23 protein-coding genes are annotated in these 21,210 nt (G+C 59.8%); 12 read left to right on the top strand and 11 right to left on the bottom strand.

Annotated elements, in window-relative coordinates; genetic code table 11:
- The first annotated feature begins 51 nt into the window (after window positions 1-51).
- Window positions 52-2,898, top strand: a complete 2,847-nt coding sequence (locus ACZ9IM_RS23885) for a class I adenylate cyclase (RefSeq protein WP_476225086.1) — start codon at window positions 52-54, stop codon at window positions 2,896-2,898.
- 7 nt (window positions 2,899-2,905) lie between these two features.
- On the opposite strand, the gene rnk is transcribed toward ACZ9IM_RS23885, so the two are convergent.
- The 3 genes from rnk to cyaY all read right to left on the bottom strand — a co-directional run bounded on the left by rnk (window position 2,906) and on the right by cyaY (window position 4,141).
- Window positions 2,906-3,316, bottom strand: coding sequence for a nucleoside diphosphate kinase regulator (gene rnk / locus ACZ9IM_RS23880; protein WP_008076120.1), 411 nt, complete (start codon window positions 3,314-3,316; stop codon window positions 2,906-2,908).
- Between the two features lie 269 nt (window positions 3,317-3,585).
- Window positions 3,586-3,804, bottom strand: a complete 219-nt coding sequence (locus ACZ9IM_RS23875; protein WP_081235258.1) for a DUF1289 domain-containing protein — start codon at window positions 3,802-3,804, stop codon at window positions 3,586-3,588.
- 4 nt (window positions 3,805-3,808) lie between these two features.
- Window positions 3,809-4,141: an iron donor protein CyaY gene (gene cyaY / locus ACZ9IM_RS23870; RefSeq protein WP_008007543.1), complete on the bottom strand. Its 333-nt coding sequence runs from the start codon at window positions 4,139-4,141 to the stop codon at window positions 3,809-3,811.
- A gap of 329 nt (window positions 4,142-4,470) precedes the next feature.
- Here cyaY and lptM point away from each other — a divergent pair, with 329 nt between their 5' ends.
- From lptM to ACZ9IM_RS23840, 6 genes are read left to right on the top strand one after another with little or no spacing between them, the layout of a single operon-like run.
- Window positions 4,471-4,641: an LPS translocon maturation chaperone LptM gene (gene lptM / locus ACZ9IM_RS23865; protein WP_074871901.1), complete on the top strand. Its 171-nt coding sequence runs from the start codon at window positions 4,471-4,473 to the stop codon at window positions 4,639-4,641.
- Window positions 4,642-4,650: 9 nt separating this feature from the next.
- The gene (gene lysA, locus ACZ9IM_RS23860; RefSeq protein WP_038980781.1) at window positions 4,651-5,898 is read left to right on the top strand and encodes a diaminopimelate decarboxylase; all 1,248 of its coding nucleotides are present in this window, start codon (window positions 4,651-4,653) and stop codon (window positions 5,896-5,898) included.
- A 4-nt stretch (window positions 5,899-5,902) separates the two neighbouring features.
- On the top strand, window positions 5,903-6,733 hold the full coding sequence (gene dapF / locus ACZ9IM_RS23855; protein WP_008076125.1) for a diaminopimelate epimerase: 831 nt from the start codon (window positions 5,903-5,905) through the stop codon (window positions 6,731-6,733).
- A 13-nt stretch (window positions 6,734-6,746) separates the two neighbouring features.
- Complete coding sequence (locus tag ACZ9IM_RS23850) at window positions 6,747-7,472, top strand: DUF484 family protein (protein WP_192345026.1); 726 nt, start codon at window positions 6,747-6,749, stop codon at window positions 7,470-7,472.
- 2 nt (window positions 7,473-7,474) lie between these two features.
- The gene (xerC, locus tag ACZ9IM_RS23845; RefSeq protein WP_427624098.1) at window positions 7,475-8,374 is read left to right on the top strand and encodes a tyrosine recombinase XerC; all 900 of its coding nucleotides are present in this window, start codon (window positions 7,475-7,477) and stop codon (window positions 8,372-8,374) included.
- Complete coding sequence (locus ACZ9IM_RS23840) at window positions 8,371-9,075, top strand: HAD family hydrolase (RefSeq protein WP_427624097.1); 705 nt, start codon at window positions 8,371-8,373, stop codon at window positions 9,073-9,075. The genes xerC and ACZ9IM_RS23840 overlap by 4 nt, the downstream gene beginning before the upstream one ends.
- Window positions 9,076-9,278: 203 nt before the next feature.
- Here ACZ9IM_RS23840 and sutA read toward each other — a convergent pair whose 3' ends face one another.
- The 4 genes from sutA to glnK form a co-directional block, all read right to left on the bottom strand.
- Entirely contained in the window at window positions 9,279-9,602 is a 324-nt protein-coding gene (gene sutA, locus ACZ9IM_RS23835) for a transcriptional regulator SutA (RefSeq protein WP_427624095.1), read from the bottom strand.
- A gap of 103 nt (window positions 9,603-9,705) precedes the next feature.
- On the bottom strand, window positions 9,706-10,131 hold the full coding sequence (locus ACZ9IM_RS23830) for a secondary thiamine-phosphate synthase enzyme YjbQ (RefSeq protein WP_007989493.1): 426 nt from the start codon (window positions 10,129-10,131) through the stop codon (window positions 9,706-9,708).
- A 214-nt stretch (window positions 10,132-10,345) separates the two neighbouring features.
- Window positions 10,346-11,683, bottom strand: coding sequence for an ammonium transporter (locus tag ACZ9IM_RS23825; RefSeq protein ID WP_237885080.1), 1,338 nt, complete (start codon window positions 11,681-11,683; stop codon window positions 10,346-10,348).
- 35 nt (window positions 11,684-11,718) lie between these two features.
- On the bottom strand, window positions 11,719-12,057 hold the full coding sequence (gene glnK / locus ACZ9IM_RS23820) for a P-II family nitrogen regulator (protein ID WP_002555808.1): 339 nt from the start codon (window positions 12,055-12,057) through the stop codon (window positions 11,719-11,721).
- A gap of 418 nt (window positions 12,058-12,475) precedes the next feature.
- Between glnK and ACZ9IM_RS23815 the strand changes: the two genes are divergently transcribed.
- The 5 genes from ACZ9IM_RS23815 (at window position 12,476) to ACZ9IM_RS23795 (ending at window position 16,372) form a co-directional block, all read left to right on the top strand.
- Entirely contained in the window at window positions 12,476-12,742 is a 267-nt protein-coding gene (locus tag ACZ9IM_RS23815) for an accessory factor UbiK family protein (protein WP_007894783.1), read from the top strand.
- 475 nt (window positions 12,743-13,217) lie between these two features.
- Window positions 13,218-13,745: a BRO-N domain-containing protein gene (locus tag ACZ9IM_RS23810; protein WP_476225084.1), complete on the top strand. Its 528-nt coding sequence runs from the start codon at window positions 13,218-13,220 to the stop codon at window positions 13,743-13,745.
- 288 nt (window positions 13,746-14,033) lie between these two features.
- Window positions 14,034-14,495, top strand: coding sequence for an N-acetyltransferase (locus tag ACZ9IM_RS23805; RefSeq protein WP_427624091.1), 462 nt, complete (start codon window positions 14,034-14,036; stop codon window positions 14,493-14,495).
- A gap of 34 nt (window positions 14,496-14,529) precedes the next feature.
- Window positions 14,530-14,700: a hypothetical protein gene (locus ACZ9IM_RS23800; RefSeq protein WP_427624090.1), complete on the top strand. Its 171-nt coding sequence runs from the start codon at window positions 14,530-14,532 to the stop codon at window positions 14,698-14,700.
- 178 nt (window positions 14,701-14,878) lie between these two features.
- Complete coding sequence (locus ACZ9IM_RS23795; protein WP_476225083.1) at window positions 14,879-16,372, top strand: YifB family Mg chelatase-like AAA ATPase; 1,494 nt, start codon at window positions 14,879-14,881, stop codon at window positions 16,370-16,372.
- Window positions 16,373-16,484: 112 nt separating this feature from the next.
- On the opposite strand, the gene glyA is transcribed toward ACZ9IM_RS23795, so the two are convergent.
- The 4 genes from glyA to ACZ9IM_RS23775 are packed head-to-tail and all read right to left on the bottom strand — an operon-like array spanning window position 16,485 to window position 21,078.
- Window positions 16,485-17,750, bottom strand: coding sequence for a serine hydroxymethyltransferase (gene glyA / locus ACZ9IM_RS23790; RefSeq protein ID WP_427624089.1), 1,266 nt, complete (start codon window positions 17,748-17,750; stop codon window positions 16,485-16,487).
- Window positions 17,751-17,784: 34 nt separating this feature from the next.
- On the bottom strand, window positions 17,785-18,957 hold the full coding sequence (locus tag ACZ9IM_RS23785; RefSeq protein WP_427624088.1) for an aspartate aminotransferase family protein: 1,173 nt from the start codon (window positions 18,955-18,957) through the stop codon (window positions 17,785-17,787).
- Between the two features lie 52 nt (window positions 18,958-19,009).
- A complete protein-coding gene (locus ACZ9IM_RS23780; protein ID WP_427624087.1) occupies window positions 19,010-19,828 on the bottom strand; it encodes a YggS family pyridoxal phosphate-dependent enzyme in 819 nt (272 codons plus the stop codon).
- Window positions 19,828-21,078: a benzoate/H(+) symporter BenE family transporter gene (locus ACZ9IM_RS23775; RefSeq protein ID WP_427624085.1), complete on the bottom strand. Its 1,251-nt coding sequence runs from the start codon at window positions 21,076-21,078 to the stop codon at window positions 19,828-19,830. Before ACZ9IM_RS23775 ends, ACZ9IM_RS23780 begins: the two co-directional genes overlap by 1 nt.
- Window positions 21,079-21,210 lie beyond the last annotated feature (132 nt).

The raw sequence follows: 21,210 nt of genomic DNA, 5'->3' as shown, positions 1-21,210 counted from the left end.
CCTCATCCCGAGCCCACCACGTCCGAGCCCCGCGAGCCGGATTGAGCTGATATGACCCGCACCCATGAAATCCGCCCCGATCTGGACGAGGGAATCGACCGTAAGGTTCTCAGCCAGCTGCGCGCCCGTTTTCTGAAGCTCAACGAGGGCCGCATGGCCCGTGCCATGGAAGGGTTATCGACCCGCCAGCAAACGGTTCTGACCCTGCTGCCGCTGTTTTTCCACGTCAATCATCCGTTGTTGCCGGGTTACGTTTCGGGTAGCACCCCGGCCGGGCTGTCGAATTTCGAACCTGACGCCAATACACTCGCCGAAGCCCAGCGCCTGACCCGCTCGTTTTCCTACAAGCCACGCCACGGCAGCAACCCGCCGCGACCGATTCACGGCCTGTTCCTGATGGGCAGCCTCGGTACCTTGGCCCAGGCCGATCAGAGCGACATGGACGTCTGGGTCTGTCACGGGCCGGACTTGAGCGAAAGCGAACTCAGCGAGCTGCGCAAGAAATGCCAGTTGCTTGAAATATGGGCCGCCAGCCAGGGTGCCGAGGCACATTTCTTCCTGATTGACCCTGCTCGCTTCGTGCTCGGCGAGCGCGATACCCAACTGAGTTCGGAAGACTGCGGCACCACCCAGCACTACCTGCTGCTGGACGAGTTCTACCGCACCGCGATCTGGCTGGCTGGCCGCACACCCATCTGGTGGCTGGTGCCGGTTTATGAAGAGGCCGCGTACGACCGTTACACCCACACGCTGCTTTCCAAGCGATTCATCCGTGCCGACGAAACCCTGGACCTGGGGCATCTGTCGTACATCCCCCCCGGGGAATTCATCGGTGCCGGGCTCTGGCAATTGTTCAAGGGCATCGAGTCACCGTACAAATCAGTGCTCAAACTGCTGCTAACCGAGGTCTACGCCAGCGAACACCCCAAGGTCCAGTGCCTGAGCCTGCGTTTCAAGCAGGCGGTGTTTGCCAATCGACTGGACCTCGACGAACTGGATCCATACGTCGTGGTTTACCGGCGCATCGAGGAGTACCTCACAGCCCGGGGCGAACCGGAACGCCTGGAGCTGGTACGCCGCGCGCTGTACCTGAAGGTCAACCGCAAGCTCACCGGCAGCAGCGGTCGCACCCAGAGCTGGCAGCGTTCATTGCTCGAACGCCTGGCCAACGAATGGCAGTGGGATCAGCGTCAGCTCGCATTGCTCGACAGCCGCAGCCAGTGGAAAGTCCGCCAGGTCAGCGCCGAACGCCGAACCCTGGTTGGCGAACTGAATTACAGCTATCGCTTCCTGACGCAGTTTGCCCGCAACGAGCAGACCGTCAGCCTGATCAACAAGCGCGACCTCAATGTGCTGGGCCGGCGGTTGTACGCAGCCTTCGAGCGCAAGGCCGACAAGGTCGAATTCATCAACCCGGGCATCGCCCCTGATCTGGCCGAAGACACCTTGACGCTGGTGCAGGCGCCAAACAAGAAAGAACCGGGGCAAACCCAATGGGGTTTGTACAACGGCAGCCTGGCCGCCCACGAATGGGAGCATTTCGCGCCAATCAAGCGCAGCCGCCAGCTGCTGGAACTGCTCACCTGGTGCCACCGCAACGGCGTGATCGACAGCAGCACCCGCCTGGCCCTGCACCCCGGCACCAGCGACTTGAGCGAGTTCGAACTGTTCAACCTGCTTGGCAGCCTGCAACAAAGCATCGCCCTGCCCCTGACCACTGTCGCCGAAGAGCCTTTGCTGCGCGCCAGTGTGCCGAGCGAAGTACTGATTCTGGTGAACGTCGGCATCGACCCGCTCAAGCACCATCGCGACCTGAACATCCTGATGACCACCGAGCGCACCGACTCGCTGAGCTACGCCGGCGTGCGGGAAAACCTGGTGCTGACCCTGGATCAGGTCATGCTCAATAGCTGGAACGAGGTGCTGGTCAGCCGTTTTGACGGCCCCCACGCCCTGCTCGACTGCCTGCGCGATTACCTCAACAATCTGCCGGACGGGCCACAACAGCCCAAGCTGCGGGTGCGTTGCTTCTGTCACAACCGCGCACAATTCATTGCCCGGCGGGTCGAAGAAATCCTCGACACCGCGCAGAACCTGCTGCTGAGCAAACTCAATCATCGTTACCTGATTCAGGTCCAGCAGCACTACCACGTGCTGGAGCTGGTGCCGGGCCAGGTCAATCACATTGCCCTCGCCACCCTGCCGGCGCTGTTCGATTACCTCGGCGAAGAACTGGCGAGCTACAGCCCGTTTCATCTGGACCCGATGGCACTGGAAGACCATGACCTGGCGCTGATCCTGCCCATGGGGCAACCCGACTGCGTTCAGGTGTTCTACCGGATTAACGAACACCAAGCCGATGTGTATGTACTGGATGAATTCAATGCCCTGTGGCAGCAACGCTTGCCCTATCACGACGAACAAAGCCTGTTGGTGCCACTGCAACGATTCCTGCAATCGATTCAGTACCGGCGCGATGCCTTGCTGCCGATGGACACCTCTCAGCCGCTGAGCCTGGAGACTTTGTATTACCAGTTGTTGCCTTCAGGCTCCGCGCGGGCGCGTCGGGTAGAAGCCCGGCCGGCACCGCAAACCCCGGTCAACAAACCGTTCTATGACGTGCAGGCCATCGTCGGCAAAGCCGCACCAGGGCAGGTGCAGGTCACTCTGTATTGCAATCAGCGGGAATTTTCAGAGCTGGAACATGGCGACGAACTGTTCAGCGTAGTCGCCCGGGAAATCGTCGAACAGCGCCGCGAGACCGAACGCTATCGCTGCTACATCACCGACCTGGACCTGTCGGGCCTGCTCGGTGATGGTCAGGGTTCAAGCCATCTGTATCTGCGCTACAAGGCCGACCTGGAGCGCGCCTTGAACGAGGCGCTCGAGCAGGTCTGAAGGGATGTCATTCCGGGAAGGCGCCGCCATTGGCAGGTTGCGATTCGACTTCCAGCAAAGTCAGTTTGAGGGTCTTGCCGCCCGGTGCCGGCCAGTCGATGTGCTGACCGACTTTCAGACCCAGCAAAGCACTGCCCACCGGCGCCAGAATGGAAATCCGGCCTTCGTCGGCGTTGGCATCCTTGGGGTAAACCAGGGTCAGGTGATAGTCCTTGCCGCTGCTCTCTTCACGGCAATGCACACGGGAATTCATGGTCACGACATCGGCGGGCACTTCATCGTGACCGACCAGGGTATCGGCGCGATCCAGTTCGGTTTGCAGCGCGATAACGCCCGGCAGCGTGTCATCCAGGCTGTCGATCAGGCGCTCCAGACGTTGCACGTCCAGACGGGTAAGGGTGATGGAAGGTGCGGTCATGATCAGGGCAGACTCCTTTCTTCTGCACGAAAAAAGCAAAACCCCGCCAGAAAAAGGCGGGGTTTTCACGAGCCTCGATGGGTTGAGGCGTCTCTGGACACTATCACAGCTCAATAAATATACAAGTGAGGCCGCTGAACGCACTCTTTAGGGTTGGCGAGTAACTTTGTGGCGAGGGAGCTTGCTCCCGCTGGGGCGCGCAGCGGCCCCGAAAAGTTCACGACTGCTGCGCAGCCGAACGGGAGCAAGCTCCCTCGCCACAAAAGCCCTTAAGCCAAAGCTTTGCGTTGTGCAGCCTGCGCACAAATCACTCGCCGCCGCTCATCGTCGGCCGAACGCCATTCGCGAATGTCTTCGACATGGCGAAAACACCCCAGACAAACCTTCTGCTCATCCAGCCGACACACACCGCTGCACGGCGACGGCACCGCCGGGCTGACATTGCTGTAAAGCGGTTTGGGCGGACGAACGGGAGCGGGCTGGGTCACGATCTCACAGACCTTCGAAATCGAGTTCGACGTCGGCTTGCTGCTTGACGATGCGCTCGAGCATTTCGCCCAGTTGCTCGTCGCTCTTGTCGCACATCCAGCGTTTGCTCTCTTCGTCATAATCAAAATGGAAGCCACCCGACACGGCCGCCAGCCACAGCTGACGCAGCGGTTCCTGACGACTGAAGATCAATTGGCTGCCGCTTTCGAACTTGACGGTGAGCACACCGGCCGAGCTCTCCAGATCGATATCCAGGCCACTCTCGTCGAAAATATCCTCCAGCGTCTGCTGGGTTGCATCGACCAGGTCGTGGAAACGGGCTTCGGTCAAACTCATTGCGGGAACCTCAAAAAGTGTCTACTCACGCTCAAGCGCCGCAAGATACGGGCGAGCCCCGGTGATTGCAAAGGATAACGATCAAGCGTCGATATCGATATGGTAGCGCTGTACCTGTGGGAGCGGGCTTGCTCGCGAAGGGGCCAGCACATCCAACATGTTTGTTGACTGAACCACCGCATTCGCGAGCAAGCCCGCTCCCACAATGGACTGCACATAACTTACCGGCATCAGGCGAAGGCCCGCCGGACGGGAGCCGCGTCGCATAGGCAAGCTGCCGGGTGGCCGGTATACTCCGGCGCAATTAACGCATTTTCAAGGATTTCGCCATGAAGCGCCTGATCTCTTCCCTTGCTGCGCTCGTCGCGGTTGCTTGCCTTGTGTCGGCCTGTGGTCAAAAAGGCCCGCTGTACCTGCCTGATGAAAATCAGGACCCTGCAGAGCAAGCCAAATCGTCGCAGCAGACTCCGTCGAAAGCCCACAAGCACGACGTCTACTAAGGGAACGCTATGGACGCTTTTAACTACCGTGACGGTGAGCTGTTCGCGGAAGGGGTTGCCCTGTCCGCCATCGCCGAGCGCTTTGGCACACCGACTTACGTCTACTCCCGTGCCCACATCGAAGCCCAGTACCTGGCTTACGCCGATGCGCTGGCCGGCATGCCGCACCTGGTCTGCTTTGCGGTCAAGGCCAACTCCAACCTGGGCGTACTGAATGTCCTGGCACGTTTGGGCGCCGGTTTCGACATCGTTTCCCGTGGCGAGCTGGAGCGCGTACTGGCCGCTGGCGGCACTGCTGACAAGATCGTGTTCTCCGGTGTCGGCAAGACCCGTGACGACATGCGTCGTGCGCTGGAAGTCGGCGTGCACTGCTTCAACGTCGAGTCCACCGATGAGCTCGAACGCCTGCAAGTAGTGGCCGCCGAGCTGGGCGTTCGCGCGCCGATCTCGCTGCGCGTGAACCCGGATGTCGACGCTGGCACCCACCCGTACATTTCCACTGGTCTTAAAGAGAACAAGTTCGGCATCGCCATCGCCGACGCCGAAGACGTGTACATCCGTGCCGCGCAACTGCCTAACCTGGAAGTGGTCGGCGTCGATTGCCACATCGGTTCGCAACTGACCACCCTGCCGCCGTTCATCGACGCCCTTGACCGCCTGCTGGGCCTGGTCGACCGTCTCGGCGATTGCGGCATCTACCTGCGCCACATCGATCTCGGTGGTGGTTTGGGCGTGCGTTATCGCGATGAAGAGCCGCCATTGGCTGCCGACTACATCAAAGCCGTGCGCGAGCGTCTCGACGGTCGTGACCTGGCGCTGGTGTTCGAGCCGGGCCGTTTCATCGTCGCCAACGCCGGCGTGCTGCTGACCCAGGTCGAGTACCTCAAGCATACCGAGCACAAAGACTTCGCCATCGTCGACGCGGCCATGAACGACCTGATCCGCCCGGCGCTGTATCAAGCCTGGATGGACGTTACCGCCGTGCGCCCGCGCAACAGCGCCGCTCGCGCCTACGACATCGTCGGCCCGATCTGCGAAACCGGCGATTTCCTGGCCAAGGATCGTCAACTGGCCCTGGAAGAAGGCGATCTGCTGGCCGTGCATTCGGCCGGTGCCTATGGGTTTGTCATGAGTTCCAACTACAACACCCGTGGCCGTGCCGCTGAAGTGTTGGTGGACGGTGATCAGGCATTTGAAGTGCGTCGCCGTGAGACGGTAGCCGAGTTGTTTGCTGGCGAAAGCCTGCTGCCGGAGTAAAACCATGCTGCTGCGTTTTACCAAGATGCACGGCCTGGGCAATGATTTCATGGTCCTCGACCTGGTCAGCCAGCACGCGCACATCCTGCCCAAGCACGCAAAGCTTTGGGGCGATCGGCACACCGGCATCGGCTTCGACCAGTTGCTGATCGTTGAGGCGCCGAGCAATCCGGACGTAGATTTCCGCTATCGGATCTTCAACGCCGACGGCTCCGAAGTGGAACAGTGCGGCAACGGTGCGCGCTGCTTCGCCCGCTTCGTGCTCGACAAGCGCCTGACCGCCAAGCGGCTGATTCGCGTCGAGACCAAAAGCGGCATCATCGAACTGGACATCCGCAACGATGGCCAGATCAGCGTCAACATGGGCGCCCCGCGCCTGGTGCCGGCCGAGATTCCGTTCGAAGCCCCGAACCAGGCCCTGAGCTATCAAGTTGACGTCGACGGCACCACGGTCGAACTGGCCGCGGTGTCCATGGGCAACCCCCATGCCGTGTTGCGGGTCAGCGACATCAACAACGCACCGGTGCATGAACTGGGGCCGAAAATCGAACATCACCCGCGCTTCCCGGCACGGGTCAATGTCGGTTTTCTCCAGGTCATCGACCGGAGCCGTGCGCAGTTGCGCGTCTGGGAACGCGGGGCCGGGGAAACCCAGGCATGCGGAACCGGCGCCTGTGCTGCCGCAGTGGCCGCGATCAGCCAGGGGTGGATGGATTCACCGCTATTGATCGACCTGCCCGGCGGGCGTCTGTCCATTGAATGGGCAGGCCCAGGCCAACCTGTCATGATGACCGGCCCGGCAGTGCGCGTATACGAAGGACAAGTGCGTCTTTGAGTGAGCCAAATCCATGACCGACAAGCCTCAGGTTCCCGCCCTACAGCCCGACGAATCCCCTTCCGAAAGCCTTGAGGCGGCGGCGATTGCCGCGTACCTGGAGGCTCATCCGGATTTCTTCATCGAGCACGAAGAACTACTCCCGGCGCTGCGCATTCCGCACCAGCGCGGCGACACCATTTCGCTGGTCGAACGCCAGATGACGATTCTGCGCGACCGCAATATCGAGTTGCGTCATCGCCTCTCGCACTTGATGGACGTAGCCCGGGACAACGATCGACTGTTCGACAAGACCCGCCGCCTGATCCTCGCGCTGATGGACGCCACCAGCCTGGAAGATGTGGTGATCAGCGTTGAAGACAGCCTGCGGCAAGACTTCCAGGTGCCCTTCGTCAGTCTGATCCTTCTCGGCGACAACCCGATGCCGGTGGGCCGGTGGGTGACGCATGCCGAAGCGCAAACGGCCATTGGCGGCTTGCTCTCTGAAGACAAAAGCGTCAGCGGCAGCCTGCGTGAGCATGAACTGGACTTCCTGTTCGGTGAAGAACAGCGCAAGCAGATCGGCTCCACCGCCGTCGTCGCCATTAGCCATCAGGGCATCCATGGCGTCCTGGCCATCGCCAGCCGCGATCCGCAGCACTACAAGAGTTCGGTGGGCACGCTGTTTTTGAGTTACATCGCCGAAGTCATGGGCCGCGTGCTGCCACGGGTCAACAGCTCCTTGCGCTCGGTACGCTGACCATGGAACGACAACTGGACGCTTACTGCGAACACCTGCGCAGTGAGCGGCAGGTGTCGCCGCACACGCTGTACGCCTACCGCCGCGACCTCGACAAAGTGCTGGGCTGGTGCATCAAACAGAACATCAGCAGTTGGGCCGCACTGGACATCCAGCGCCTGCGCAGCCTGATCGCTCGCCTGCATGCCCAAGGTCAATCGTCCCGCAGTCTGGCGCGGTTGCTGTCGGCGGTGCGTGGGCTCTATCACTATCTGAACCGCGAAGGTCTGTGCGATCACGACCCAGCCAATGGTCTGGCCCCGCCCAAGGGCGAACGTCGCCTGCCGAAGACCCTCGACACCGATCGCGCACTGCAACTGCTTGAGGGCGCGGTAGAGGATGATTTTCTCGCGCGTCGGGATCAGGCGATTCTGGAACTGTTCTATTCCTCCGGCCTGCGGCTTTCGGAACTGACCGGGCTCAACCTTGATCAGTTGGACCTGGCTGATGGCATGGTCCAGGTGCTCGGCAAGGGCAGCAAGACTCGACTGTTGCCAGTGGGCAAAAAGGCTCGCGAAGCACTAGAGCTATGGTTGCCTTTGCGGGCAATGACCAACCCGGCGGACGACGCAGTGTTTGTCAGCCAGCAAGGCCGGCGTCTCGGTCCACGGGCGATTCAGGTACGGGTCAAGGCTGCCGGCGAGCGCGAACTGGGGCAGAATCTGCACCCGCACATGTTGCGACACTCCTTCGCCAGCCATTTGCTGGAGTCCTCTCAGGACTTGCGGGCGGTGCAGGAACTGCTCGGCCACTCGGACATCAAGACCACCCAGATCTACACCCACCTGGACTTCCAGCACCTGGCGACGGTCTACGACAGCGCCCATCCACGGGCCAAACGCATTAAAGGCGATGATTCATGACCATCCAATTGATCACCTTCGACCTCGACGACACCCTGTGGGACACCGCCCCGGTGATCGCCAGCGCCGAAGTCGTATTGCGTGAATGGCTGACCGAGCATGCACCGAACCTGGGCGCGGTACCGGTGGAACACCTGTGGTCGATTCGCGAGCGCGTGCTGAGCAACGAACCGAGCCTCAAGCACCGCATCAGTGCCTTGCGTCGGCGGGTGTTGTTCCATGCGCTGGAAGAAGCCGGTTATGGACATATCGAAGCATCCGACCTGGCCGATCAGGGTTTCGAAGTGTTTCTGCATGCGCGGCATCAGATCGAAGTGTTCCCTGAAGTGGAGCCGACGCTGGAGACGCTGGCCAAGCATTACGCCTTAGGCGTGGTGACCAACGGCAATGCCGATGTGCGTCGATTGGGGCTGGCGGATTACTTCAAGTTTGCCCTGTGCGCCGAAGACATCGGCATCGCCAAGCCCGATGCGCGACTGTTTCATGAAGCGCTGCAGCGTGGAGGCGCAACCGCCGAAACAGCGGTGCATATTGGCGACCATCCCGGCGATGACATTGCCGGCGCCCAGCAGGCGGGGTTGCGTGCGATCTGGTTTAACCCGGCGGGCAAGGTGTGGGAAGCCGAGAAGGTGCCAGATGCCGAGATTCGTAGCCTGAACGAATTGCCGGGGTTGTTGGCGCGGTGGAATGCCCAACACTAATCCTGTGTAAGTACACAAATACAATGTGGGAGCGGGCTTGCTCGCGAAGGGGCCCCGTCAGCCACCCTTGATGTCGGCTGACACACCGCTTTCGCGAGCAAGCCCGCTCCCACATTGGATCGCGCCCTGCCCAAGATTTTTATTCCACCCATGAAAAAGCCCGCAGCGACGGCGGGCTTTTTCAGCAAGCAAGAAGCAGGCGCTTAGATAGGCCGGCTGCCGTACTTGTTATCAGGCTTCTTGGGAGGATCGGCGACCACATTGGCCTCCACTTCCTGCACTTTGCCGCCCCGCGCAAGAAACTCTTCCATGGCCTTGGCCAGGGCGTCGCGCTCCTTGTTCTTGGCTTCAACGCTCGGCAGTTCATCGACCGATACCGCAGCCTTGGCCTTGCCTTTGGCAGTCGGAACGGGCGTATCACCGCCGTCATCTTCAGCGACGTCTTCTACCGCCGCTTCAAGGCCTTCTTCGGTTTCATCTTCGTCGCCTACTTCGAGGTCGTCGTTTTCCAGATCATCGTCGCTCATGTTCTACCTCATGACTTGCGAAAAGCAGATTAGTTATAGCCCAGCTTTGCCGTCTGTCGACGGCTGCCGGAAAAAAATCAACCACCGCTGGTAACCAGCGGTTTTATGCCCCTTCACCGTGCACGGTGGCGAGGACTTTACGGGCACCGCCATGATCACGGTGCTCGCCCAGATAAACACCTTGCCAGGTCCCCAACGCCAGTCGGCCTGCCGAGATCGGCAAACTGAGCTGACAGCCAAGTACGCTGGCCTTGAAGTGCGCCGGGAGGTCGTCCAGGCCTTCGTCGTTATGCTCATAGCCGTCTGTTCCTTGTGGGATCAGACGATTGAAAAATCGTTCGAAGTCGCGACGTACCGCCGGATCGGCGTTCTCGTTTATGGTCAACGACGCCGAGGTATGCTGTAGCCACAAATGCAACAGACCGACCCGACACGCCTTGAGTTCAGGCAAGCCAGCGAGTAATTCGTCCGTTACCAGATGAAAGCCCCGGGGCCGTGCTCGCAAGGTGATCAGAGTCTGTTGCCACATACAGTTCTCCGCACGTTCGGGGCGCATTCTAGCGCGCTCTGGAAAAAAACAAAGGCCCTAATATTCCTTCAATCGTGTAAGCCATTGGCCGCAGAAAAACGCCCGTCGTAAACGGGACTGAACGTGTATGAAAAAACCTTTCAGCCCTTCCTTCACTGACAAATTCCAGACAAAAAAATGCCCGGCAAGCCGGGCAAGTTTTTCATGCGCGTGCTTACAAGTTGTAGCCGCGTTCGTTGTGAAGCGCCAGATCGATGCCGACAGCTTCTTCTTCCTCGGTGATACGCAGACCCATGACAGCGTCCAGGACCTTGAGGATGATAAAGGTGACGATCGCGGTGTAGATCACCGTGAAGCCCACGCCTTTGCACTGGATCCAGACTTGAGCAGCGATGTCGGTAACGGTACCGAAACCGCCCAGCGATGGTGCCGCGAACACACCGGTCAGGATTGCGCCGAGGATACCGCCGATACCATGCACGCCGAAGGCATCCAGGGAATCGTCATAACCGAGTTTGCGTTTCAGGGTGGTGGCGCAGAAGAAGCACACCACGCCCGCCGCCAGACCGATCACCAGAGCGCCCATCGGGCCCACGGTGCCTGCCGCCGGAGTGATTGCAACCAGACCGGCCACCACACCCGAAGCGATACCCAGTGCGCTTGGTTTGCCGTGGGTGATCCACTCGGCAAACATCCAGCCCAGCGCCGCAGCAGCGGTGGCGATCTGGGTGACCAGCATCGCCATGCCGGCAGTGCCGTTGGCGGCGGCAGCGGAACCGGCGTTGAAACCGAACCAGCCGAACCACAGCATTGCAGCGCCCATCAGGGTGTAGCCGAGGTTGTGCGGAGCCATCGGGGTGGTCGGGAAACCTTTACGCTTGCCCAACACCAGGCAGGCAATCAGACCGGCCACACCGGCGTTGATGTGCACCACGGTGCCGCCGGCGAAGTCGAGAACGCCCCAGTCCCACATCAGGCCGCCGTTGCCGGACCAGACCATGTGCGCGATCGGTGCATAAACCAGGGTGAACCAGATGCCCATGAAGATCAGCATGGCGGAGAACTTCATCCGCTCGGCGAACGCACCGACGATCAACGCGGGGGTGATGATGGCGAAAGTCATCTGGAAGGTGATGAAGACCGCCTCGGGGAATAGTGCCGCAGGACCGGTCAGGCTCGAAGGCGTGACACCGGCGAGGAACGCCTTGCCCATGCCGCCAAAGAACGAGTTGAAGTTGACGACGCCCTGCTCCATGCCGGTGGTGTCGAACGCAATGCTGTAGCCATAAATGACCCACAGAATGCTGATCAGACCAGTAATGGCGAAACACTGCATCATCACGGAAAGAATGTTTTTCGAGCGAACCATGCCGCCGTAGAACAGCGCGAGGCCGGGAATGGTCATGAACAGCACAAGGGCTGTCGAGGTCATCATCCAGGCGGTATCGCCGGAATTGAGGACTGGGGCCGCCACTTCGTCTGCCGCCATGGCCAGGCCGGGCATTACGAGGGACAACAGGGCTCCTAGCCCTGCGATTTTACGCAGAGTCATATTGTTTTCTCCTGGGGCGTTGGGTTTGTGGCGGCTTAGATTGCGTCGGTATCGGTTTCGCCGGTACGGATGCGAATCGCCTGTTCCAGATTGACCACGAAGATCTTGCCGTCACCGATCTTGCCGGTGTTGGCGGCCTTGGTTATCGCCTCGATAACCCGGTCCAGATCCTTGTCGTCAATGGCGACATCGATCTTCACCTTGGGCAGAAAATCGACCACGTACTCCGCGCCGCGATACAGCTCGGTGTGACCCTTCTGCCGACCGAAGCCTTTGACCTCAGTAACGGTAATGCCCTGCACGCCGATCTCGGACAGCGACTCGCGCACGTCGTCCAGTTTGAACGGCTTGATGATGGCAGTGACTAGCTTCATGAAAACTCTCTCCCGAATTGGTGGACTTGCCCCAGGAAAACAAACCCGACTCAAGTCTAAGCGCAGTGCCTGGCTTTGTAACGCATCGTTCGGCCTTACCTGCCCGTCCGACGCCAGCTAACCACTCCGCACGAAACTTCCCCCGTTCCGCTTGGCGCACTGCATTCGTCACAGCGACTGCATCAGTGCATGGGTCACCAGCGACTAAGCAGAAAGCTTGCCATCTATCCAAAACCCATTGATTTCAATACCTTGGCCGCTACCGAAGAGCCTTTCGCCCAATTGACGCAACCGTTACGCACAACAACAGTGCGCGGCTGCCCACTCGACTGCGCGAAAAGCGTGCATCGCAGCTGCCGAGATTGACTATAGACACTGCGTGATACACTGCCCGCCATTGTTGACAGGAACATTTCCCATGCTCGCGCCCAAAGACTTCCTCGACGCCCTGAGCGGCACCGCCTCCCGCCTCTTCAGCGGCGACACCCCACTGCCGAAAAGCGAAATCGAAAGCCAGTTCAAGGCTCTGTTGCAGAGCGGCTTCAGCAAGCTGGATCTAGTGAGCCGGGAAGAGTTCGATAGCCAGATGGTCGTGCTGGCACGCACCCGTGCACGGTTGGAGAGCCTTGAGGCGAAAGTGGCGGAGCTGGAAGCGAAGCTCAACCCACCTGCTGACGCCGAGTAATCCGATCGTTCCCACGCTCTGCGTGGGAATGCTGCCAGGGACGCTCCGCGTTCCACTCCAGATGTGACGCAGAGCGTCACGGGATGCATTCCCACGCAGAGCGTGGGAACGATCATTCAATGTGTTCTGTAGGAGCTGCCGAAGGCTGCGATCTTTTGATCTTTAAGCCCTCAATAACCCCGGCAACGTCCTACAAGAAAACCACCGCCGTCCGATTGCGTCGCAAAGCCCCGGTTTCTAAGCTCACCCAATGCTGAATGTTCAGCACTGGGTTTGGCGACCCGGAAGCTTAAGGCGCACGACGACCATCCGATGGCGGGCTTATTCCCGCCACATCGAGTCATGGCGGTTGTGCGTGGGAGATCTTCGGGTCTGCCGGGTTCCTTTTGCTCCGGTTCGCCAACCCGCGTACAGCTGCCACCCAATCGTTTGGCGACGATTGACGGCAGCCCCTTTTGCAAAAGGAGCTGTATCAATGAATAGCGATGACGCTTATCTGATTCCCCACATCTTCACCCGCCACAAACTCCACCTCCACGCCCTCCTCCTGGAAAACCAAGCCTGGTTCAGCGCCCGAGACCTCGGCCGCCTACTCCGCCTCTTCCTCGACGAACGAGCGCTACGCAAACTCGATCCCGACCAACACCAAACCGTACAAATGCTCATCCACGGAGCCATCGAAAACACTCTGCTGATCAGCGAATCCGGCGTCTACGCGTTACTGGTTTACCACTACTGCCCCGAATACCGAGGCCTGCGCGAATGGCTGACCCACGACGTAGTGCCAGCCCTCAGAGACGCCCAACAACCCGCCTCAACAGAGCGCCCTTTTCTGAGCCTGCTGAATTGGCCGCAGATGTCATTGAGTTTGCTGCACTGGAACAACCAGCCGTGGATTCGGTTGCAGGATGTGCCGCAGCTGCTGGCTGATCGGGAACAGGCAACACGCCCGGCGGTGGGGTCTTGGTGGAAAAGGGCTTCGCGGATGCTGCAGTCCTTTTGAGTACGCTGCTGCCTCAGAGAACTCCCGAATCTCTATGGCCACGTAAATCATTGCAGTAGCCATTTTCTGCGCCAGCCTATGGATAGTCCGTTGGTTCCAACGTCCTTCACTCACGTAAGTACCGTCCTACAACCACTGTCCCCTGCACCTGATTACGTAGACATCCCCGTCTTCGATACCTTCTCTCGCCTTGATTCAACCAGAACAAAAGCGATGAGAAGAAATGGGAAAAGAACTGAACTTCGCAACCAGACTTTTAGATCGAACGCGCGAAAGCTCGCATACAAAATGTTTGTTAAGGACATCGCTCCTCAAGCTTCAAAATTCGACGAATCAGCATTGAAGTTCGACCCGATTACCTCTGCCGCTATTGATGCATGCCACCTATGGGAAGGAGCAGCAATTTACCCATGGGATAAGATTCAGGACTGGAAGTGCAAAGATGATAAAGGCTTGGATTTAGCGATTTGGTATGAGCAGAAGCTATGTGGGTTGTGCTATGCGACTCCGCGAAGAAGCACAATCTGTGTCAAGGTCATCCTTTTGCAGGGCCACCCGGACAAAATGCATCCGCTACGCGGCTGGATCGCCCCTATGGCGCTATCAGTTACAGATGTATATGCACGGATGCTGGGATGCAAAGAGATCGAGATACAGGATCCTGATCCGAATGTTGTTTTTTACTATCAACAACTCGGATTTGTTTTCGACCAGACCGGCCGCCTTGTCATTTACCTGGACGGCCAATAACATCAACACATGCATCCAAACACACGAGGTTTGTATGAGCCCCAAAAAGCGAAAGGCCAAGCTGCTACAAATTGTTGAGTTTCACGCCGAAGCAATCCGTCTAGCCGGCAATGTGTCGGCCAATCAACGTCGGTTTCTTGAGGTCGCAGCAGCTTACGGAAAAGAACTTGAGCCTAGCGGCCTGCTCGCTGGTGGAAGAGCTTGAGGATTATTTTGAAGAAACCGCCTTAATGGCGGTTTTTTTTCGCCTCGTAATTGGCGTGCATGGGGATTCGCAACATCCAGTGAAAGTTTGTCGCCCCAAACATCCCACCAAATCCCCCTCCCCCTACTACCCTTCAAAAACCGCAGGAAGCGGTCCCTGTACAGCTCAAGGAACGACCATGTCCCTCTCCATCGTCCACAGCCGCGCCCAGGTTGGCGTGGAAGCGCCCGCCGTTACCGTAGAAGTCCACCTGGCCAACGGGTTGCCGTCACTGACAATGGTCGGTTTGCCCGAAGCCGCCGTGAAGGAAAGCAAAGACCGGGTGCGCAGCGCGATCATCAATTCCGGCCTGCAATTTCCGGCACGGCGCATCACCTTGAATCTCGCCCCTGCCGACTTACCGAAGGACGGCGGACGGTTCGATCTGGCGATTGCCCTGGGGATTCTCTCGGCCAGCGTGCAAGTGCCGACGTTGACGCTGGATGATGTGGAGTGCCTGGGAGAGCTGGCGCTGTCGGGCGCGGTGCGGGCGGTTCGTGGGGTGTTGCCGGCAGCGCTGGCAGCGCGCAAGGCCGGGCGCACGTTGGTGGTGCCGCGGGCGAATGCCGAGGAGGCATGCCTGGCTTCGGGGTTGAAGGTGATTGCGGTGGATCATTTGCTGGAAGCGGTCGCGCATTTCAATGGCCACACGCCCATCGCCCCCTACGCTTCCAACGGTTTGCTCTACGCCAGCAAACCCTATCCAGACTTGAACGAAGTTCAGGGGCAACTTGCGGCCAAGCGCGCGTTGCTGATTGCGGCGGCGGGTGCTCATAACCTTTTGTTCAGCGGTCCGCCGGGGACGGGGAAAACGTTGTTGGCGAGTCGTCTGCCGGGGCTGTTACCGCCACTGGCCGAGAGTGAAGCGCTGGAAGTCGCGGCGATTCAATCCGTCGCCAGTTGTGTGCCGTTGAGTCATTGGCCACCGCGCCCCTTCCGACAGCCACACCACTCCGCTTCAGGCCCGGCACTGGTAGGCGGCGGCTCAAAACCGCAACCCGGCGAAATCACCCTCGCCCACCATGGCGTGCTGTTCCTCGATGAACTCCCGGAATTTGATCGCAAGGTATTGGAGGTATTGAGAGAGCCACTGGAATCCGGCCACATCGTGATTTCCCGCGCCAAGGACCGCGTACGCTTCCCGGCGCGCTTTCAACTGGTCGCGGCGATGAATCCTTGCCCCTGTGGATATCTTGGCGAGCCCAGTGGTAAATGCAGTTGTACACCGGACATGGTCCAGCGTTACCGCAACAAACTCTCGGGGCCACTGCTTGACCGCATCGACCTGCATTTGACCGTAGCCCGGGAAAGCACGGCGCTGAACCCGATCAAGGCCGGTGACGACACGGCCAGCGCTTCTGCCCTGGTCGCCCAGGCCCGGGAGCGTCAGCAGCAGCGTCAGGGCTGCGCCAACGCCTTTCTCGACCTGCCAGGTCTACGCCAGCATTGCGCGTTATCCAAAGCAGATGAAGGCTGGCTGGAAAGCGCCTGCGAGCGACTAACCCTTTCGCTTCGTGCTGCTCACCGCCTACTGAAAGTCGCCCGCACCTTGGCGGATCTGGAACAAGTAGACGCTATCAGTCGCAGCCACGTCGCCGAAGCACTGCAATATCGGCCATCAGCCCCCAGCTAGAGACGCAACAGGTTGGCATCGGATACACCCGTTCGTCCCAGGCGCCTTGCCGCGCGCCTGGTTTTTCGCCCAATGATGGACATCAGCCTGGTAATAGCCCGGAGTAACAGGGTTAACGATAGACAGGATGACGGCGGCAGAGCTCCACCACCTGTTCGCGCACGTGGTGCCCGACCCTTTCGCTGTCGCCGTTTTCCAGGGCGTCCAGTACGTCGCACAACCAGCCCGCCAATTGTTTACATTCGATCACGCCGAAACCACGGGTAGTGATGGCTGGGGTACCGATGCGCAGCCCGGAAGTCACGAACGGTGAGCGCGGGTCGTTGGGCACCGAGTTCTTGTTAGCGGTGATGTAGGCATTGCTCAGAGCCGCATCGGCTTCCTTGCCGGTATAGGGCCTGTCGGACAGGTCGATTAGCATCATGTGATTATCGGTGCCACCGGAGACGATCTTGTAACCCCGCTCTTGCAGCACAGCCGCCATGGCCCGGGCGTTGATCACCACTTGGGTCTGATAGGTTTTGAACTCGGGCCTCAGTGCTTCCTTGAAAGCGACGGCTTTGGCGGCGATCTGGTGCATCAATGGGCCGCCCTGAACACCCGGGAATACCGCAGAATCGAGTTTTTTGTAGAATGCTTCATCTTGCCCCTTGGACAAAATCAAGCCACCCCGTGGGCCCCGCAGGGTCTTGTGCGTGGTGCTGGTGACCACATGGGCGTGCGGCAATGGGTCCGGGTATTCTCCTGCGGCGACCAACCCTGCGACGTGGGCCATGTCGACCCAGAAAATGGCTCCGACCTTGTCGGCAATCGCCCGCATGCGCGCCCAGTCTTTGTACCGGGAGTAGGCGGAAAAACCACCGATCAGCATCTTCGGCCGGGTTTCCAGGGCGATACGTTCCATCTCGTCGTAGTCAAGAAAGCCCGTCTCCGGGTCAAGGCCATAAGGAACGATCTTGTAATGACGGCCCGAGAAGTTTGAAGGGTTGCCGTGGGTCAGGTGGCCACCTTGGGCCAGGTTCATGCCCATCACCGTATCGCCGGGATTGATCAACGCCAGGAATACCGCGGCGTTCGCCTGTGCACCCGCATGCGGCTGCACGTTGGCGTAGTCGCAGTTGAACAGGGCCTTGACCCGCTCGATGGCCAGGCGCTCGGCCACATCGACATATTCGCAGCCGCTGTAGTAGCGCTTGCCTGGATAGCCTTCGGCATATTTATTGGTGAGCACGGTGCTCTGGATTTTCATCACCAGAGGGCTGGCGTAATTTTCGGAAGCGATCAGTTCGACGTGGTCTTCCTGACGATGTTCTTCGTTATGAATCGCCTCACACAGCTCGGCGTCGAATGCTTTAAGGGTCAGCGTTGAGTCGTACATATGAAGGGGTCCTTGGTTGGGAAAGTAAGCCGGTTTACGAGAAGAGCCGAGTAACACGCGCTGCGATGTCATCGATCTGCGAGTCCTCACAGATCAACGGCGGCAGCAATCGGAGGGTGGTGCCGCGAGTCACTGTTATCAGCAGGCGTTGTTCATCCCGCGCCCGGCCGACTAGTTCGGCACACTGACGGTTCAGTTCGATACCGACCATCAGGCCCAGGCCGCGAATGGAAACGACCTCGCTGTGATTGCCCAGCGCCTCCTGCAGCGCAGCCAGCAGCCGACGGCCCGATGTGGCTGCGCGCTGCGGGATGTGATCGCGCTCCATGATGTCGAGTACCGTGCATCCCACGCGGCAGGCCAGGGGATTACCGCCGAAAGTGGAGGCATGATGGCCCGGGGAAAACAGTTCAGCGGCCTTGCCCCGAGCCAGGCATGCGCCAATGGGAAAGCCATTGCCCAGTGCCTTGGCCAACGTAATGACATCCGGCACTATTCCCGCGTGTTGGAAGCCAAACCAGGCGCCGGTGCGGCCCATCCCGGTTTGCACTTCATCGATCATCATCAGCCAATCGTGCTCGTCGCACAGTTGCCGCAGAGCCCGCAGATAGCCGGTGGATGCGGCATGCACACCACCCTCACCCTGCACGGGCTCGACCAATACCGCGACGATGTTGGGTGATTGCGCCGCCACCTCGCGGATCGCCTCGATGTTGTCGTAAGGCACCCGTAGAAAGCCTGGCATCAAAGGCTCAAAGCCACGCTGCACGGCCGGGTTCCCGGTGGCCGCGAGGGTGGCCAGAGTGCGACCGTGAAAGCTGTTTTCCATCACAAGCACTTGTGGCTGTGCCACGTGCCTGGCGTTGGCGTGGAGTCGGGCCAACTTGAGCGCCGCTTCGTTGGCTTCAGCCCCCGAGTTGCAAAAAAAGGCACGTTGCATGCCCGACAAGACGCACAAGCGCTCACTCAACTGCTCCTGCCATTCGATGCGAAACATGTTGGTGGTGTGCAGTAACTGGCCCGCTTGCTCGGCAATGGCGGCGGCAATTTCGGGGTTGGCATGCCCGAGACTGGTCACCGCCACACCGGCGATTGCGTCCAGGTATTCGACCCCGTGCATGTCCCACAGAGATGCTCCTTGGCCTCGACTGAAGGAGACCGGCTGACGAGCATAGTTGTGCATGAGGTACGAAGGTGCAGAGGTCATCGGATGGCTTCCTGTAGAGCTGGATCAAGATGTTAGGAGGGTGTAGCGACGACTACTCATCACTTTCCGGATGGGTATCCGCGGTCGGCCAGTAGTAGGCATCCGGCATGGCACGTGCGCCGAAGATGGCCTGACCGACACGCACCACGGTCGCCCCTTCTTCAATGGCGATTTCGAAGTCACCAGACATGCCCATGGACAGTTCCTCCAGCCCGACGCCCGCCGGGGCGTGCTGGCGCAAGCGCTCGCGCAGTTCGCGCAGCCGTACAAAGCAAGGGCGGACACGGACCACGTCGGCCGAAAACAGCGCCAGCGTCATCAAACCACGCACCCGTAACGCCGAGAACGCCGGCAGGGCGTACAAAAAGTCTGCGACGGCTTCGGGCGCCAAGCCGTATTTGCTGGCTTCGCCGGAGGTATTGACCTGAACGAACACATCCAGTTGGCGCCCCTCGATGTGCAGGCGACGATCCAGAGCCTCGGCCACTCGCAGGCTGTCCAGCGCCTGAAACTCACTGGCAAAACGCGCCACCTGCTTGGCCTTGTTGGTTTGCAGGTGGCCGATAACCGACCATCGCAGATCGGCCAGATCGGCCATGGCCTGCGATTTGCGCTGCGCTTCCTGCACTTTGTTCTCACCCAGTAGCCGGCAGCCGGCGGCGTAGGCCAGACGCAGATGTGCTTCGTCAAAGGTTTTGCTGACCGGCAGTAGACGCACACTCGCCGGATCACGTCCGACCCGCTGACAGGCATTGGCGATTCGCTGCTGCACGGCTGCCAGGTTGCGGCGAAAGTCCTCGACGCTGGTGGGCTGTGGGTAACGGCCATGACGCTCGTGCAGGGTGACGGTTTCTTCCAATTGATCGAGCATCAGTGGGTGGCTCCTTTAGTCGTCACAACAGCGTCGGCAGCCGGAATGACCACCGCCTCGCGACGCGGCAAGCGCCCATTGAGTAAGGCGTAGGCCGCCAGACCGATCAGCAATCCCCAAAACGCCCCACCGATCCCCAGCAAGGTGATGTTTGCGGCGCACGCCAGAAAGGTGATCAGCGAGGCTTCGCGGGTTTTGACGTCAGCCATGGCACTGGCCAGGCTGGCGCCGATAGTGCCGAGCAGGGCCAGCCCGGCCAGCGTCGTAATGAAGGTGGGCGGGAACGCCATGAACACTGCGGCGAGGGTCACCCCGAAAATCCCTACGAGGATGTAGAACAATCCCGCGGCAACCCCGGCGACCCAGCGCTTGGACGGATCCTCCGAGGCTTCCTTGCCTGTGCAGATGGCCGCCGTGATCGCCGCGACGTTGAAGGCGTGGGAACCGAAGGGTGCCATCAGCAGCGAGCCCAGCCCTGTGACAGTCAGGATAGGGTTAGCACTGGTACTGAAGCCATCGTTGCGCAGTACCAGCATGCCCGGCATGTACTGGCCGGTGAGGGTGATCAGGAACAGCGGCAGCGCCACGCTGAGCAGCGCATTGATCGAAAACTCGGGCTGGGTGAATACAGGTGCCGCGAATTGCAGCGCCAGCCCCGACAGTTCTACACGGCCCTGCGTCAGAAGATACGCCAGCCCCAGCACCAGAATGCCCACCACCGCGTAGCGCGCGGTAAAGCGCTTGAGCAAAACGTAAGCGGCAATCAGCAACCCGACCAACACCGGGTCAAGACTCATGCCACCAAATGCGCCGATACCGAACTGCAGCAAGATACCGGCCAGCAGCCCGGCAGCCACACCCGGCGGAATCAGTCGGATGACTTTTTCGAAGCAGCCGGACAAACCCAGCAGCACGAAGGCGGCGGCTGAAATGATGTACGCACCTACTGCCTCGGCGTAGGGCGTAGTAGACAGCGCGACGACCAAAAAGGCCGCGGCGGGTGTCGACCAGGCAGTGATGATCGGCTCACGACTCACCCAACTGAGAAACAGCCCGGTAATACCCACGCCAATTGACACCGACCATACCCACGACGCCGTCATCTCGGGGCTGAGCCCGGCGACTTTGGCGGCCTGAAAAACCAGGATGAACGTGCCGCCATAGTTGACGATGACTGAAATCAGCCCGGCGACGATCGGATGCACAAGATCGCGTAAACGCAGGGGCGATGGGGATGCTGAAGAAGACATGATTGCTTTGCTCCTTGCAAAACGAGGTGTTGGCCCCGGGTAAGGGGATTTATAGCGCTGAAATGGCATGTTTTGCCCCTACACTTTCTCGTAGAAGGCCAGACCACTTACCAGACCGCTTGCAGTGACTGA

Source organism: Pseudomonas sp. TE12508 (assembly GCF_056279485.1).
The sequence above is the reverse complement of the archived record's forward strand: the minus strand, read 5'-3'. Positions and strand labels throughout refer to the sequence as shown.

Excerpts from the sequence above, each read along its gene's own strand:
- ACZ9IM_RS23785 (WP_427624088.1), bottom strand. The coding sequence starts at position 18,957 with ATGACCTCTGCACCTTCGTACCTCATGCACAACTATGCTCGTCAGCCG.
- dapF (WP_008076125.1), top strand. The coding sequence starts at position 5,903 with ATGCTGCTGCGTTTTACCAAGATGCACGGCCTGGGCAATGATTTCATG.
- xerC (WP_427624098.1), top strand. The coding sequence starts at position 7,475 with ATGGAACGACAACTGGACGCTTACTGCGAACACCTGCGCAGTGAGCGG.
- ACZ9IM_RS23795 (WP_476225083.1), top strand. The coding sequence starts at position 14,879 with ATGTCCCTCTCCATCGTCCACAGCCGCGCCCAGGTTGGCGTGGAAGCG.
- sutA (WP_427624095.1), bottom strand. The coding sequence starts at position 9,602 with ATGAGCGACGATGATCTGGAAAACGACGACCTCGAAGTAGGCGACGAA.
- ACZ9IM_RS23805 (WP_427624091.1), top strand. The coding sequence starts at position 14,034 with ATGTTTGTTAAGGACATCGCTCCTCAAGCTTCAAAATTCGACGAATCA.
- rnk (WP_008076120.1), bottom strand. The coding sequence starts at position 3,316 with ATGACCGCACCTTCCATCACCCTTACCCGTCTGGACGTGCAACGTCTG.
- ACZ9IM_RS23800 (WP_427624090.1), top strand. The coding sequence starts at position 14,530 with ATGAGCCCCAAAAAGCGAAAGGCCAAGCTGCTACAAATTGTTGAGTTT.
- lptM (WP_074871901.1), top strand. The coding sequence starts at position 4,471 with ATGAAGCGCCTGATCTCTTCCCTTGCTGCGCTCGTCGCGGTTGCTTGC.
- ACZ9IM_RS23815 (WP_007894783.1), top strand. The coding sequence starts at position 12,476 with ATGCTCGCGCCCAAAGACTTCCTCGACGCCCTGAGCGGCACCGCCTCC.
- ACZ9IM_RS23840 (WP_427624097.1), top strand. The coding sequence starts at position 8,371 with ATGACCATCCAATTGATCACCTTCGACCTCGACGACACCCTGTGGGAC.
- ACZ9IM_RS23850 (WP_192345026.1), top strand. The coding sequence starts at position 6,747 with ATGACCGACAAGCCTCAGGTTCCCGCCCTACAGCCCGACGAATCCCCT.
- glyA (WP_427624089.1), bottom strand. The coding sequence starts at position 17,750 with ATGTACGACTCAACGCTGACCCTTAAAGCATTCGACGCCGAGCTGTGT.
- ACZ9IM_RS23830 (WP_007989493.1), bottom strand. The coding sequence starts at position 10,131 with ATGTGGCAACAGACTCTGATCACCTTGCGAGCACGGCCCCGGGGCTTT.
- ACZ9IM_RS23810 (WP_476225084.1), top strand. The coding sequence starts at position 13,218 with ATGAATAGCGATGACGCTTATCTGATTCCCCACATCTTCACCCGCCAC.
- ACZ9IM_RS23885 (WP_476225086.1), top strand. The coding sequence starts at position 52 with ATGACCCGCACCCATGAAATCCGCCCCGATCTGGACGAGGGAATCGAC.
- ACZ9IM_RS23825 (WP_237885080.1), bottom strand. The coding sequence starts at position 11,683 with ATGACTCTGCGTAAAATCGCAGGGCTAGGAGCCCTGTTGTCCCTCGTA.
- ACZ9IM_RS23780 (WP_427624087.1), bottom strand. The coding sequence starts at position 19,828 with ATGCTCGATCAATTGGAAGAAACCGTCACCCTGCACGAGCGTCATGGC.
- lysA (WP_038980781.1), top strand. The coding sequence starts at position 4,651 with ATGGACGCTTTTAACTACCGTGACGGTGAGCTGTTCGCGGAAGGGGTT.
- ACZ9IM_RS23775 (WP_427624085.1), bottom strand. The coding sequence starts at position 21,078 with ATGTCTTCTTCAGCATCCCCATCGCCCCTGCGTTTACGCGATCTTGTG.
- glnK (WP_002555808.1), bottom strand. The coding sequence starts at position 12,057 with ATGAAGCTAGTCACTGCCATCATCAAGCCGTTCAAACTGGACGACGTG.
- cyaY (WP_008007543.1), bottom strand. The coding sequence starts at position 4,141 with ATGAGTTTGACCGAAGCCCGTTTCCACGACCTGGTCGATGCAACCCAG.